Origin of the sequence: Polymorphospora rubra (assembly GCF_018324255.1) — a bacterium.
Classification (GTDB): Bacteria; Actinomycetota; Actinomycetes; order Mycobacteriales; family Micromonosporaceae; genus Polymorphospora; species Polymorphospora rubra.
The window spans coordinates 495,153-508,972 of sequence record NZ_AP023359.1; the positions used below are offsets into that span (position 1 = coordinate 495,153).

Annotated in this window: 13 protein-coding genes; 5 read left to right on the forward strand and 8 right to left on the reverse strand. The window is 72.7% G+C overall.

Annotated features, from left to right (window positions below):
• Positions 1–49: 49 nt before the first annotated feature.
• Positions 50–1,450 carry an alpha,alpha-trehalose-phosphate synthase (UDP-forming) gene (locus Prubr_RS02175; RefSeq protein ID WP_212821090.1) on the forward strand — a complete coding sequence of 467 codons (1,401 nt, stop codon included), beginning with the start codon at positions 50–52 and terminating at the stop codon, positions 1,448–1,450.
• A 21-nt stretch (positions 1,451–1,471) separates the two neighbouring features.
• On the opposite strand, the gene Prubr_RS02180 is transcribed toward Prubr_RS02175, so the two are convergent.
• From Prubr_RS02180 to Prubr_RS02205, 6 genes are all read right to left on the reverse strand, one after another.
• Positions 1,472–2,263: an alpha/beta hydrolase gene (locus Prubr_RS02180; protein ID WP_212821092.1), complete on the reverse strand. Its 792-nt coding sequence runs from the start codon at positions 2,261–2,263 to the stop codon at positions 1,472–1,474.
• 206 nt (positions 2,264–2,469) lie between these two features.
• Positions 2,470–3,882: a flavin-containing monooxygenase gene (locus tag Prubr_RS02185; protein WP_212821094.1), complete on the reverse strand. Its 1,413-nt coding sequence runs from the start codon at positions 3,880–3,882 to the stop codon at positions 2,470–2,472.
• 211 nt (positions 3,883–4,093) lie between these two features.
• Positions 4,094–4,819 carry an endonuclease/exonuclease/phosphatase family protein gene (locus tag Prubr_RS02190; RefSeq protein ID WP_246568227.1) on the reverse strand — a complete coding sequence of 242 codons (726 nt, stop codon included), beginning with the start codon at positions 4,817–4,819 and terminating at the stop codon, positions 4,094–4,096.
• A gap of 61 nt (positions 4,820–4,880) precedes the next feature.
• A complete protein-coding gene (locus tag Prubr_RS02195; protein ID WP_212821096.1) occupies positions 4,881–5,828 on the reverse strand; it encodes an ROK family glucokinase in 948 nt (315 codons plus the stop codon).
• 84 nt (positions 5,829–5,912) lie between these two features.
• The gene (locus Prubr_RS02200; protein WP_212821098.1) at positions 5,913–6,608 is read right to left on the reverse strand and encodes a hypothetical protein; all 696 of its coding nucleotides are present in this window, start codon (positions 6,606–6,608) and stop codon (positions 5,913–5,915) included.
• Between the two features lie 37 nt (positions 6,609–6,645).
• Positions 6,646–7,101 carry an SRPBCC family protein gene (locus Prubr_RS02205; protein ID WP_212821100.1) on the reverse strand — a complete coding sequence of 152 codons (456 nt, stop codon included), beginning with the start codon at positions 7,099–7,101 and terminating at the stop codon, positions 6,646–6,648.
• A gap of 234 nt (positions 7,102–7,335) precedes the next feature.
• Here Prubr_RS02205 and Prubr_RS02210 point away from each other — a divergent pair, with 234 nt between their 5' ends.
• The 3 genes from Prubr_RS02210 to Prubr_RS02220 all read left to right on the forward strand — a co-directional run bounded on the left by Prubr_RS02210 (position 7,336) and on the right by Prubr_RS02220 (position 11,520).
• Positions 7,336–9,132, forward strand: coding sequence for an AMP-dependent synthetase/ligase (locus Prubr_RS02210; RefSeq protein ID WP_212821102.1), 1,797 nt, complete (start codon positions 7,336–7,338; stop codon positions 9,130–9,132).
• Positions 9,133–9,209: 77 nt separating this feature from the next.
• The gene (locus Prubr_RS02215) at positions 9,210–10,844 is read left to right on the forward strand and encodes a sensor histidine kinase (protein ID WP_212827353.1); all 1,635 of its coding nucleotides are present in this window, start codon (positions 9,210–9,212) and stop codon (positions 10,842–10,844) included.
• 7 nt (positions 10,845–10,851) lie between these two features.
• Positions 10,852–11,520 carry a response regulator transcription factor gene (locus Prubr_RS02220; RefSeq protein WP_212821104.1) on the forward strand — a complete coding sequence of 223 codons (669 nt, stop codon included), beginning with the start codon at positions 10,852–10,854 and terminating at the stop codon, positions 11,518–11,520.
• A 69-nt stretch (positions 11,521–11,589) separates the two neighbouring features.
• Here Prubr_RS02220 and Prubr_RS02225 read toward each other — a convergent pair whose 3' ends face one another.
• Together Prubr_RS02225 and Prubr_RS02230 are read right to left on the reverse strand one after the other, a co-directional pair.
• The gene (locus tag Prubr_RS02225) at positions 11,590–11,997 is read right to left on the reverse strand and encodes a DUF4395 domain-containing protein (protein ID WP_212821106.1); all 408 of its coding nucleotides are present in this window, start codon (positions 11,995–11,997) and stop codon (positions 11,590–11,592) included.
• Positions 11,998–12,051: 54 nt separating this feature from the next.
• Positions 12,052–12,687 carry a TlpA family protein disulfide reductase gene (locus Prubr_RS02230; protein WP_246568228.1) on the reverse strand — a complete coding sequence of 212 codons (636 nt, stop codon included), beginning with the start codon at positions 12,685–12,687 and terminating at the stop codon, positions 12,052–12,054.
• Positions 12,688–12,905: 218 nt separating this feature from the next.
• On the opposite strand from Prubr_RS02230, the gene Prubr_RS02235 reads away from it, so the two are divergent.
• Positions 12,906–13,715, forward strand: coding sequence for an SAM-dependent methyltransferase (locus tag Prubr_RS02235; protein WP_212821108.1), 810 nt, complete (start codon positions 12,906–12,908; stop codon positions 13,713–13,715).
• Positions 13,716–13,820 lie beyond the last annotated feature (105 nt).

Below are 13,820 nucleotides of genomic sequence, written 5' to 3' on the forward strand. Positions count from 1 at the left end.
GCGCGCGATCCGGTCCTGACGGTGGCGCCTCGCGAAACGAGGTGCCGGGATGCGACAGAGTTCCCTCGTGGTGGTGGCCAACCGGCTACCGGTCGACGACACCGTGGCACCCGACGGCGCCTTCGAGTGGCGCCGCAGCCCCGGCGGTCTGGTCAGCGCGCTCCATCCGATCCTGCACGACAAGCCGGCCACCTGGGTCGGCTGGGCCGGCGGCACCGGAGACGCGCCCACCCTGCCCGACGTCGACGGCGTACGCCTGCACACCGTGCCGCTGTCCGCCGACGACGTACGCGAGCACTACGAGGGCTTCGCCAACGCCACCCTGTGGCCGCTCTACCACGACGCCGTCGAGCAGCCCGTCTACCACCGCCGCTGGTGGGAGGCGTACCAGCGGGTCAACCGGCGGTTCGCCGAGGCCGCCGCACGGGCCGCCGAACCCGACGCCGTCGTCTGGGTGCAGGACTACCACCTGCAGCTCGTACCGGGGATGCTCCGCGCGCTGCGCCCCGACCTGCGGATCGGGTTCTTCCTGCACGTGCCGTTCCCGCCACCGGAACTGTTCATGCAACTCCCCCGCCGCGCCGAACTGCTGCTCGGCATCCTCGGCGCCGACCTGGTCGGTTTCCAGCGGTCCCAGGCGGCCCACAACTTCGCCCAGCTCGCCAACCGGGTCCTCAAGCTGCCGGCCACCGACCGGCGGATCGCCGTCGACAACCGGGTGGTCCGCATCGGCGCCTTCCCCGTCTCGATCGACACCGCCGAGATGGAGGCCCTCGCCCGCCGGCCCGAGGTCGGGCAGCGGGCCCAGCGGCTGCGCCGTGACCTCGGCGACCCGCAGAAGGTCATCCTCAGCGTCGACCGGATGGACTACACCAAAGGCATCGAGCAGCGCCTCAAGGCCTACAGCGAACTGATCGCCGACGGCCACATCAAGGTCCGCGACACGGTCATGGTCCAGGTCGCCGTACCGAGCCGGGAACGCGTCGAGCAGTACCAGATCCTGCGTGACCGGGTCGAACGCGAGGTCGGCCGGATCAACGGCGAGTTCGGCCGGGTCGGCGAACCCGCCGTGCACTACCTCAACCAGCCGTTCGACCGGGTCGAACTCGCCGCGCTCTACCAGGTGGCCGACATCATGGCCGTCACCCCGCTGCGCGACGGGATGAACCTGGTCGCCAAGGAATACGTCGCCGCCCGGGTCGACGACGCGGGCGCGCTGGTGCTCAGCGAGTTCGCCGGCGCCGCCGCCGAGTTCCAACAGGCCTACCTGGTCAACCCGCACGACCTCGACGGGCTCAAGCTCACCCTGATGCACGCACTGGAGGCCAGCCCCGAAGACGTGTCGAGCCGGATGCGGGCGATGCGCGAACACCTGCGGACCCACGACATCCAGGCGTGGGCGACCTCGTACCTCAACGCCCTCGTCCCCGGTCGGTCGCCGGCGGCCTGACCGGCCGCCGATCCCACGGTCCTAGGCCCGGGTGTCCTTTTCGAGCCAGTCGAGGATCGCGTCGATCGGCTCCGGCCACCCGGCGTCGAGCATCAGGTCGTGCCCCATTCCGGGAAACAGCAGCGGGGCCGCGTTGTAGCCGGCCGCCGCCCGGTTGAGCGCCGGCAGCGGCACCACCCGGTCGTCCGGGCTGCCCAGCACCAGCACCGGCGGATCACCGACCGCCGGCTCCGCAGGCCGCCCCAGCAGCACCTGCCACTGGGCGCGGGCGGCCGCCCGCCCCAGCCGGCCGGCGTACGCGCGGGCCGCCGCGTCCGGCAGCCGTCGGCTGAAGAGCTGACGGCGGCTGAGCCGCAGCCGGCCGCCGAACGCCGCCGGCAGCGTACCGACCGGGTTGCGGCGCAGCGCCGTGCCCGCGGTGCCCCACCCGCCCAGCACCGGCGCGACGAGCACACCCGCGTGCGCCGGGTAACGCGCCAGCGCGTGGGTCACCACCAGGGCCCCGACACCGTGCCCGACCAGCACCGCGCGCCGCGGCAGGCTGGCCGCCACCTGGACCACGTCGTGCGTGTACGCCCGCAGCGACGCCTTCGGCGCCGCACCGCTGCCGCCGTGCCCGCGCAGACTCACCGCGTGCGCCGGGAACCCGCGCGACGCGGCACGGTCGAGCCAGTGCTCGGCGAACACCCAGGCGCCGTGCCCGAAGCCGGGTACGAACAACACCGGCGGCCGGCCCTCGTCGACCTCGGGAAGGGCGGCGAGCACCTCCCGGCGTACCGGTGGAACCGGCCGCGCCCACTCCGCGACCCGCATGATCCGGACCTTCACTGAGCTTGCCTTTCGTTCGCGACTGCGGGGCTCACTCGCTGCGCTCCCTCACTCCTCGCGCTCACCGGGCTTGCCTTTCGTTCGCGACTGCGGGGCTCACTCGCTGCGCTCCCTCACTCCTCGCGCTCACCGGGCTTGCCTCTCGTTCGCGACTGCGGGGCTCACTCGCTGCGCTCCCTCACTCCTCGCGCTCACCGGGCGGAAGGCTCCAGTTCGTCCAACGTGCGCTGCACCGCGCGCAGGTAGTCGGTGTGGCTGACCTCGAACCAGTGCCGGGTCGACTCCTTGAGCCGGGCCCGGTTCCAGCGCTGGTCGGCGCCGGCCACGACCCGGGTCCGGAACGCCGCCGCCCGCTGCGGCGCGGTCTCCCGCAGCCGCAGCACCCGGGCGATCGCGACCGTCTGCCAGTGCACCAGCGTGAACAGGCCGGAGTCCGGCTGGAGCAGCCCGGCCACGGCGAGCGTCGGATGGTGGCGTGGGAACGCGTTCAGGTAGAGCGACGGCCGGCCGGCCGCGTCGAGTTCGAGCACCTCGGGCGACAGGAACTCGAACCGCGGCAGGTAGCCGGTGGCGAAGACCACCAGGTCCGGCTCGATCTCCACCCCGCCATTCAGTTCCACGCTGTCGCGGTGGAAGCGCACCACGTCGCCGACGGGCGTGATGCGGCCGTGGCCGACGTGGTAGACGAGTTGACTGTTGGCGATCGGGTGGGTCTCGTAGACCCGGTGGTCGGGGGCCGGCAGCCCGAACCGGGTCAGGTCACCGACGGTCAGCCGCAGCGTGCGGTGGAAGAGCCACTGCCGGGCCCGCAACGGCAGGCGCAACGCCAGCACCGCGTCGTTGACCTGGTCGGCCGGGCGGCCGAAGACGTACTTCGGGGCGTACCAGTAGCCGCGGCGGGTGGAGTGCCAGCAGGTCGTGGCGCTCTGGGCGGCCTCGACGGCGAGGTCGCAGCCGGTGTTGCCGGCGCCGACGACCAGCACCCGCTTGCCGCGCAACTGCGCCGCGTCCTTGTACGCCGACGCGTGGATCACCGTGCCACGGAAGTCGTCGAGCCCTTCGTACGTCGGCAGCTTCGGCGCCCAGTTGTGGCCGTTCGCGACCACGACGGCCGCGTACCGCTGGGTGCGTTCCGCGCCGTGACCGCCGGTGCTGCGGGTCGTGACGTCCCACCGCCCGCCGTCGACGGGCACCGCCCGCACCACCTCGGTGCCGAACCAGATGTGCTGGCGCAGTCCGAAGTGGTCGGCGTAACGCTCCAGATAGGACAGCAGCTGGCTGTGGTGCGGGTAGTCCGGCCAGGAGTCCGGCATCGGGAAGTCCGGGTACTGGGTCAGCGGCCGGGACGAGATCAGGTGGGTGCTGGCGTAGACCGGGCTGCGGTCGTGCCGCCAGTTCCACGCGCCGCCGATCCCGGTCTCGCGCTCGTAGCAGTCGACGTCGAAGCCGTGCTCGCGGAGGTTCTTGACGGCGGCGAGGCCGCTGGCCCCGGCGCCGACGACGCAGACGGTGTCGCCGCGGTCGTAGATCGGGCGCTCCGCCGCCGGCGCGGACCCGTCCTGGGCGGGCGCGGTGGGCGGATCGGCGGGCTCGGGTTGTCTCATGACGACCACGAGCGGAGCGGGCGGGTGTCACGGTCTGTGGACGGGGGCGAGAGCGCCGACATGACCGCAGATGATTCCGGCTCGGCGCCCCCGTTGTCCACCCCGGTCCCGGCCCGCCGGACGACCGGCTCCGCGCCCCCGCCCGGCCCACCGGGTCCGACCGGGGCCGGACGCAGGTCAGCCCGCGGCAGCGGGCAGCACCGGGTCGACTTCAGCCCGCGGCAGCGGGCAGCACCAGGTCGACGAGTACCGGGAAGTGGTCGCTGGCGCGGCGGGCCTCCGGCGTGTCGACGACGTCGTACTTCGCGACCTCGATCCGGGGGTCGACGAAGAGCGCGTCGATGCGGTCGCGCGGGTTGGCGCACGAGTACGTGTACCGGTCGCCGAGGTCGGCCGCGACCGCCGCGTCGGTGCAGCCGTCGGCGATGGTGCGCCAGGCGGCCCCGCCGGAGTTCTCGTTGAGGTCGGCGCCGACCACCAGCGGCAGGCTCACCTCGGCCAGCGCCTTCTTGAACAGCGTCGCCTGCCCGGGCCGCTCGGTCGGGTCGGTCGACAGGTGCGAGCCGGCGACCACGAACCGGGCCGCCCCGATCGAACACTCGGCGAACACCGCGCCGCGCATGTGCCGGCCGGGGGTAAGCGGGTACTGGAGGCACCAGGTCTCCCGGACCCGTACCCGCAGGCTGGTCAGCAGCAGGTTGCCCAGCGACGGGAGCCCACCCTCGGCGACCACCATCCCGAACGACTCGGCGAGCGCGGCGCACTTCGGCCGCCACCGGAACCGGCGCGGCGCCTCCTGCACGATCACCACGTCGGGGGCGAGCCCGCGCACCACCGACGCCAGTGCGGCGCGGTCGTCCTTCTGGCTGTGGATGTTGTACGACAGCACGCGCAGCCGCGTGCCGCCGGTCTGGTCTGTCGAAGCTGGCTGCGTCACACCCGTACTCCTCGCTAGTCCCGCCGCCGGGCCGGGTCCGTGGCCCGGCGGCGGTTCGTTCTCAGATCCGGCGGGCCAGGTCGGCGGCCCCGACCACGCCCGCGCCGTTACCCGTTTCCGCCGGCCGCACCGGCGCCACCGGAAGTCTGCCACGCTGCGCCAAAGCGTCCATATAGGAACGATTGATCGGGCCGAGCAGCAGCTCACCGGCTTCGATGACTCCCCCGCCGACGACCAGCACCTGCGGATCGAGGATCTGCACAAGGTCGGCGAGGCTGATGCCCAGCCAGTGGCCGATCTGGGCGAAGGCGGCGCAGGAGACCGGATCACCGGCCCGCGCGGCGGCGGTCACCATCGGACCGGTGATCGACTTGACGTCGCCGCCGGCGAGGTCCAGCAACTCGGTCGCCCGGTCCGGCTCCTGGTGCGCCCCGGCGCGGGCGAAGCGGACCAGCGCGTTGCCGCTGCCGTACTGCTCGATGCAGCCGAGCCGGCCGCAGCCACACGGGTGTCCGCCGGGTACGGCGAGCATGTGCCCGAGTTCGCCGGCGATGCCGTGCGCGCCGCGCAGCAGCCGGCCGCCGATCACGATGCCACCGCCGACCCCGGTGCCGATCGTGAGCATCACCATCGAGTCGTCGGCGTCGCGGCCGGCGCCGAACCGGAACTCCGCCCACGCCGCCACGTTGGCGTCGTTCTCCACCGTGACCGGCAGCCCGACCGCGGCGCTCACGTAGTCGCGCAACGGCTCGTCGCGCCAGGCGATGTTGGGCGCGAAGAGCACCGTCGAACCGGTCGCGTCGATCCAGCCGGCCGCGCCGATCCCGACCGCCTTGACCGGGTACGCCGCCATCAACTCGACGACCACCTCGACGATCACGTCCCGGGTCTTGGCGACGTCGTCGGCGGGCGTGTCCCGGCGTACCCGCGCCAGCACCACACCGGCCTCGTCGACGACGCCACCGGCGACCTTGGTGCCACCGATGTCGACTCCGATGGTCAGCGTCACCGCTGCGGCTCCCCTCTGTTCTGCCCGGCAGCCGCCATCCGGGCACGGCGCGGCACCGGGATGGTGCTCGTGGATCGGTGCGGATCAGGCCTCGTCGCCCGGTTCCGCACCACGCTCGGCGGTCACGTCCCGCCCGCTGCCAGGGTCGTCCCGCCCGGCGGCCGGCTTCCGCGGGCCGGTGGCGGGAGTGTCCCGCGCGGTCGGCTCCGCCGCCGGTGAATCATCCCCGGCCCGGGCGGCGGCGCGCCAGACCTCGTCGTCCGGGGCCGACCGGCCGGACGGTTGATCATCACCGGCCCGGTCCGGGCCGGTGGGCGGCTCCGGACGGGCCGTGGCGAACGCCCGCAGCAGACTGGCCACCCCGGCGGCGAGGTCACCCGCGCCGGTGGCGAGCCGCTCGGCGAACTCCGGGCTCGGGTCACGCAGCGCGGCGATGCCCCGGCAGACCGGACAGACGCAGCACTCGGCGGCACCGGTGGCGAACCCGCCGGTGGCACCGTGCCCCGCGCCCTGCGTACCGGCGGTCCGCGCGTCCCCGGCGGCACCGGCGGGGGCGGGCTCCGCCGCGGGGTCGGCGGGTTTGCGCTGTTCCGGCGCGGGCTCGGCAGTTCGGGCCGGACCGGCCGCCGGATGGTCCAGCAGACCGGCGAGGACGTCGCCGAGTGGTTTCAGGGCGCCGCCGACGGTACGGCCGTCGGCGGCGAGGCGTGCCGCGGCCAGCGCCGTCGCGACCAGGCGCTCGGCCTCTTCCCGCGCCGATCCCGGCTCGGTCCCCCGCATCGTCGGCTCCTTACGGCGTCACTTGGCGCACACCACGTCAGCCGGCCGCGGCACTGGCCTCGACCCGCCGCTTGAGCTGCTTCAACGCGGTGTCCATGATTGCTTTCTCGGCCTTGCGCCGGAACATCCCGAGCATGCCGACCGACAACTCGACCTCGAGGGTGTAGGTCACGGTGGCCGTTCCGTCGCCGTTGTCGTCGATGTCGTACGAGCCGAGCTGGCTCTTCTGCATCTTCGACGGCGCGACGATGTGCCACTCGATGCGCGAGATGTCCTCGGCGTACTCGTAGGCGAGGGTGTACTCGTCGGCGAGCACGCCCGCGTCGATCACGAAGCGGACCTGGCTGGCGTAGCCGTCCTCGTACTCCTCGACGACCTCGACCTCCTTCATCGCCTCGCTCCACTCGGGGTAGCGCGCGAAGTCGCAGATCACCGCCGCCACCTGCGCGGGAGACGCGCCGATGACGATCGACTGGGTGGAGGAGTCCGCCATGGCTGGCAGGCTACCCGACCTTCGGGCCGGACCCCGGATCGCCATCCTGGTGGAACCCGACGAACCAGCAGGTTGGCGCCGGGACCGGGACACGACGGTTCGACGGGCGGACGAGCGGGTACGGCGCCCGCCGGGTAGGTTTCGGAGAGCCGGTTACCGTGTCGGCAGTACTCGGGTGCCTTCTCCCCGGCACCCGGAACGGCAGCAGTCCGGAACGGCAGGAATGGAGTGCAGGTGCGCGAGTTCTCGGTCCCGCCGGTCGCCACGGTCGACGACACGGCCAACCTGACCGATCCGGTCTGGGACAACGCCGACCTCGCACCGCAGGCGGTCCAGTTCGTCCGGCGTGCGGGCGAGGGCTGGAGCGACGTGACGTGCGCCCAGTTCCGCGACGAGGTCGCCGCGCTCGCCCGAGGGCTGGTCGCCGCCGGGATCGAGCCCGGGACGCGGGTCGGTCTGATGAGCCGGACCCGCTACGAGTGGACGCTGATCGACTACGCCATCTGGGCCGTCGGCGCGGTCACCGTTCCGGTCTACGAGACCTCCAGCGCCGATCAGCTCACCTGGATCCTGTCCGACTCCGGCGCCGTCGCCCTGTTCGTCGAGACCAACGCGCACGCGATGCTCCTGGAGGGCGTACGCGACAAGGTGCCGGCGGTGCGCGACGTGTGGCAGATCGAGGTCGGCGACCTCGACGCGCTGACCATCCGGGGCGAGCAGGTCGACCCGGCCCAGATCGACCAGCGCCGCCGGGACCTGAAGGCCGACGACGTCGCGACGATCATCTACACCAGCGGCACCACCGGCCGGCCGAAGGGCTGCGTACTGACCCACCGCAACATGTACAGCGACATCGCCAACGCGATCCCGGGGCTGCGCTCGCTGTTCCACGAGAACGCCAGCACGCTGCTCTTCCTGCCGCTGGCCCACTCGTTCGCCCGGCTGATCCAGATCGGCGTGGTGCAGGTGCGGGCCACGATGGGACACGCCGCCGACGTGAAGAACCTGGTTCCGGAGCTGCAGTCGCTGCGGCCGACCTTCGTGCTGTCGGTGCCGCGGGTCTTCGAGAAGGTCTACAACACCGCCAAGCAGCGGGCGCACGCCGACGGCAAGGGCAAGATCTTCGACAAGGCCGAGCAGGTGGCCATCGACTACAGCACCGCCCTGGACACCCCGTCCGGACCGGGTCTGGGCCTGCGGGTGCAGCACCGCCTGTTCGACCGGCTCGTCTACAGCAAGCTGCGGGCCGCGCTCGGCGGCCGCTGCGAGGCGGCGATCTCCGGCGCCGCGCCGCTGGGCGCCCGCCTGGCGCACTTCTTCCGCGGCATCGGGGTCACGATCTACGAGGGCTACGGTCTGACCGAGACCTCACCGGCCGCCGCCGTCAACCTCCAGCACGCGATCCGGATCGGCACGGTCGGCCGGCCGCTGCCCGGCGTGACGATCCGGGTCGCCGACGACGGCGAGATCCTGATCCGGGGCGACCTGGTGTTCCAGGGCTACTGGAACAACCCGGAGGCGACCGCCGAGGTGCTCGACGACGACGGCTGGTTCCGCAGCGGCGACCTCGGCGAGCTCGACGGCGACGGATACCTGAAGATCACCGGCCGGAAGAAGGAGATCATCGTCACCGCCGCCGGCAAGAACGTCGCGCCGGCGGTGCTGGAGGACCGGCTGCGGGCGCACCCGCTGATCAGCCAGGCCATGGTGGTCGGCGACGGCAAACCGTTCATCGCCGCCCTGGTCACCATCGACCCGGACGCCTGGCCGACCTGGCTGACCGACAACGGGCACCCGGACACCGCGACGGTCGCCGACCTGCGCGACGACGGGAAGTTGCGGGCCGACGTCCAGGCCGCGGTCGACGACGCCAACCTGGCGGTGTCCCGGGCCGAGGCGATCAAGGTGTTCCGGATCCTGCCGCGGGACTTCACCGAGGCGACCGGCGAGTTGACCCCGTCACTGAAGGTCAAGCGGAACGTCGTACAAAAGACGTACGGCGTTGAGATCGCCGATATCTACGGAAGCTGACTACGATCCGTCAGGTGCCCGCACCCAGCCCCGCACCGCTGCGCCCCCATCCGCTCGCGACGGCGGCGCGCGTGGTCATGCTGTCCCTCGTTGCGGTTCTCACCCTGATCACCACCAAGGACGTCAGCCAGCTGCGCTGGATCGCGCTGCTCGCGGTCGCCGGGATTCCGGCGGTCCTGGTGGCCCGGCACGGGGTGTTCGGGCCGCTCGGCCGCTTCGCCGAGGTGGTCATCGTCTGCCTGGCGGCCAGCGAGGTCGCGTCGATGGCGCTGATCGACGGTACGGTCGGCGGCGGGCTGGGCGCGTCGGCGGTCCTGCCCTACCTGTCGGTGCCGCTGACCGTGAGCGCGTTGCAGCGCCGGTCCCGCGAGGGTGTCGCGCTGCTGACCGTCGCGGCGATCACACTCCTGGTGGCCGGGCTGATCACGCAGACCGCCGACGGTCGCCAGATCACCCAGTTCGGCTACCTCGTGGTATGCGCGCAGTGGCTGATCCTGGCCGCGCTCGGCACCCTGGCCGCCGGCACGCTGCGCCGGGCCATGCAGTCCCGGGGCGACGGCAAGCCGCAGCCGTACGCGGAGGCGACCCGACTACTGACCCAGTTGCGCAGCGTAGCTCGCCAACTACCAGGAGCCACACTGGATCCGGGTGGGATCTCCGAACACCTGGTGGAGGAGCTCCGTACGGTGGTCCGGGCCGACCGGGCCGCGGTGCTCTCGGCCAGCGGGGGCGGGCGGCTGGTCGTCCTCGCCCAGGCCGGAGTGGACCGGGTCGACTGGGAGACCACACTCGACTCCGACTCGGCCATCGCCGACGCCTGGGCCAGCCAGCAGCCGCAGACCGCGGCCCGCTCGCAGGCCCGCTCGCACCGCGGCGGCGACGTGTCGGCCCTGGTCGTGCCGCTGGTCGCCGGCGTACGCACGGTCGGCCTGGTGATCCTGGAGGCCGACGTCGCCAACGCCTATCCGCAGTCGGTGATGGCCGAGGTGGACGAGTTGACCGGCCCGGCCGCGCTGCGGCTGGAGGCCGCGCTGCTCTTCGACGAGGTGCGGTCGCTGGCCACCAACGAGGAGCGGCAGCGGCTGGCCCGGGAGATCCACGACGGGGTGGCGCAGGAACTGGTGATGGTCGGCTACGGCATCGACAACGCGCTGGCGACCCTGCCGGAGGAGGCGAAGGAGACCGGCGAGGAGCTGCGTACGCTGCGCGGCGAGGTCACCCGGGTGATCACCGAGCTGCGGCTGAGCCTGTTCGAGCTGCGCAGCGAGGTCGACCGGCACGGCGGGCTCGCCGCCGCGATCGCCGAGTACGCCCGTACGGTCGGCGCATCCGCCGGGCTGCGGGTGCACTACACACTCGACGAATCGACCGCCCGGCTGCCCGCCGCCACCGAGGCCGAACTGCTGCGGATCGCCCAGGAAGCCATCACCAACGCCCGCAAACACGCCGGCGCGACTAATCTCTGGGTGACTTGTGCGGTCGATCCGCCATATGCACAGATTGAAGTGTCGGATGATGGTCAAGGCATCGCGGACCAGCGTCCGGACGGCAGGTACGGTCTTGCGATCATGGCAGAGAGAGCGGAACGTATCCGAGGCCGATTGGAGATCCGCCCAAGACACCCAAGCGGGACAACCGTGGCGGTAGTGCTTGGAACATCCACCCGGCGCGATAGCGTGCGCGATAGCGTGACAGCACCAGAAGGGGAGTAACCCGAGCATGACCACGAGCCCCACGCCGACCTCGCGTACCAAGGTTCTACTTGTCGACGATCACGACCTGATCCGCAAGGGCCTGCGGCACGCGTTCGAGCGGGACCGGCAGTTCGAAGTCGTCGGCGAGGCAGCCACCGCCGCGGAGGGCGTACGCCAGGCCGGTGCGCTTCAGCCCGATGTCGTGATCATGGACCTGCGGCTGCCCGACGGCAGTGGCCTGGAGGCCACCCGCGCGCTGCGCAAGTCCAGTTCCACGATGGGCATCGTCGTGCTGACCATGTACGCCGGCGACGACCAGCTCTTCGGCGCTCTCGAGGCCGGTGCCAGCGCGTTCGTGCCGAAGACCGCACCGGCCGACGAGGTCGTCGCGGCGGCCCGGCACGCGGCGTCGTCACCGAGCGCGTTCACCGCCGCCGACCTGGCCGAGGCGATGAAGCGCCGGCTGGCCCCGTCCGGCCCGCAACTCTCGCCGCGCGAGGGCCAGGTGCTGCGCCTGCTGGCCGACGGCATGAGTGTGGCCGGGATCGCCAAGCAGCTCTTCGTCAGCGAGTCGACGGCGAAGACGCACATCTCGAAGCTCTACGAGAAGCTCGGTGCGGCCAACCGGGCCCAGGCGCTGATGACCGCGCTGCGGCTCGGCCTGCTCGAAGCGCCCGACGCCCCGAAGTTCTGACGTCGAGATCGCCGCGCGGCCCCGCACCGATGGTGGGGCCGCGCTCCGTCGTGCCCCGGTCCGGCCGGGTCAGCGGGGTGTGGTGAGCCGGCGGACCGCCAGATAGGCCTCGCAGCCGAGGCACAGGCCGAAGGCCGCGTTGAGGAACGCCGCGGCCAGCGCGGCCCCGGCCGCGACCAGGCCGACGACGGTCAGCCCGGACAGATAGCCGGCAGCCGCGACCAGGCTGAAGACCAGGCCGACGAGCTGGGCGAACCGCACCGGCGCGGCCGGCTCCAGCTCGGCCGGCGGCCCCAGCCGGGGCGCCACCAGGGCCCGGAAGACCAGGCTGTACGGGCCGCGACGGGGATCGGCCGCGGTCAGCGCGAACACGACGGCCTGCCCGACGGCGAGCCAGCCGGAGCCGGTGGCGAGCACGGCGACCAGGACGGCGCTGGTGACGGCCGCGGCGAAGCGCGGCCCACGGGGATCGAGCACTTGGCAACCTCTGTCCTGACTGGCGGGTGACGGCGGGGCGGGAAACCGGGCGGCTCAGCCGGCCGGCCGGCCGGCGAGCAGCGGGGCGAGCGCGGCGATCACCTGCGCCTTGGCCGGCACCCCGGCGGCCCGTTGCACGATCCGCCCCTGCCCGTCGACGACGAGCACCGTCGGCGTACGCCAGATGTCGAGCGCGCGTACGGCGTCGAGGTGGCTCTCCGCGTCGACCTCGACGTGGCGTACGCCGTCGAGCATCCCGGCGACCTCCGCCAGGACGCGGCGGGTGGCGCGGCAGGGGGCGCAGAACGCCGACGAGAACTGCAACAGGGTGGCCGGGGTGCCGGCGGCGACGCCGAGCGCGGCCAGCAGCGCCGGTTCCACCACCGGTGGGGCTGCGTCGCCGGCCGTCGGGGCGGCCGGGTCGTCGGTGCGGCCGTCGGCGACCGGCGCGGCCGGCGCACCCTCTCCGGCGGGCACGGTCGACACGACGGTCCCGCCGGCGGGCGCCACCGTCCCGGCGGGCGCCACCGTCCCGGCGGGCGCCGTGGGCGCGACCTGACCGGCGGGCGCCGCCGCGGTCCGCACCGGACGTAGCCGGCCGGCCCGGTGGCGGCGCCACAGCCCGTACGCGGTCGACGCGGCGAGCACCGCCACGATCGCCACGAGGCCGCTCTGCGTACCTGGATCCACGGCACCACCGTGCCATGTCCGGCCCCGCGTGGCCACCGCCGGCGATCGGGGCAACCGCCACCAGGCGATTCGGCGTACCCTGCCGGAAACCAACCCCCGCCGGGCGCCGCCTCAGCCAGCCTCAAGGACACTATGGATACCCGGGCACGTGGCGGGCAGAATGGCGACCATCATCAGTTCAGCATCAAATCACTGTTATCTTGGCAAAAGGGGCAGGCATGGAGCGGCCGAACTGGGCACCGGAAAGTATCGACATCGAGCGGCCGAGCGTCGCCCGGATGTACGACTACTACCTGGGCGGCTCGCACAACTTCGCGGTGGACCGGGCGGCCGCACAGGCGATGATCGCCGCCGTACCGGAGGCGCCGCTGATGGCACACGCGAACCGCGCGTTCCTGCGCCGCGCGGTGCACCACCTGGTCGGATCCGGGGTCCGGCAGTTCCTCGACATCGGCTCCGGCATCCCGACCGTCGGCAACGTCCACGAGATCGCCCAGCAGGCCGCACCCGACGCCCGGGTGGTGTACGTCGACGTCGATCCGGTCGCGGTCGCGCACAGCCGGGAGATCCTCGCCGGCAACGATGGCGCGACGGTCTTCCAGGAGGACCTGCGTAACCCGGAGAAGATCCTCGAGCACCCGGAGGTACGCCGGCTGTTCGACTTCGACCAGCCGGTGGCGGTCATGCTCCTGGCCGTACTGCACTTCGTGCCGGACTCCGACGACCCGGTCGGTCTCCTGCGCCGGATCCGCGAGCGGCTCGCCCCCGGCAGCTACCTGGTGCTCTCCCAGGCCAGCGACGACGGGCGGACCGTCGAGGAGCGCTCGGACGCCGAGCGGGTCTACCAGTCGACCGACAGCCAACTGGTCATCCGCAACCGCACCGAACTGACCGCGCTGTTCGACGGGTTCGACCTGGTCGAGCCGGGTGTGGTGTGGGTGCCGCAGTGGCGTCCCGACTCGCCCGAGGACGCGGCCGAGGCCGAACGGGCGGTGTTCATGGGCGGAGTGGGACGGTTCGGTGGGTGACGGGCAGTCCGGTTCGCCGGAACCGCGACCGGACCCGGCCGACCGGCCGGGCCCGCCGGACCGTCCCGGCACCGGTCCGGCCGGCGGAGCGGACGCCGGCCGCTC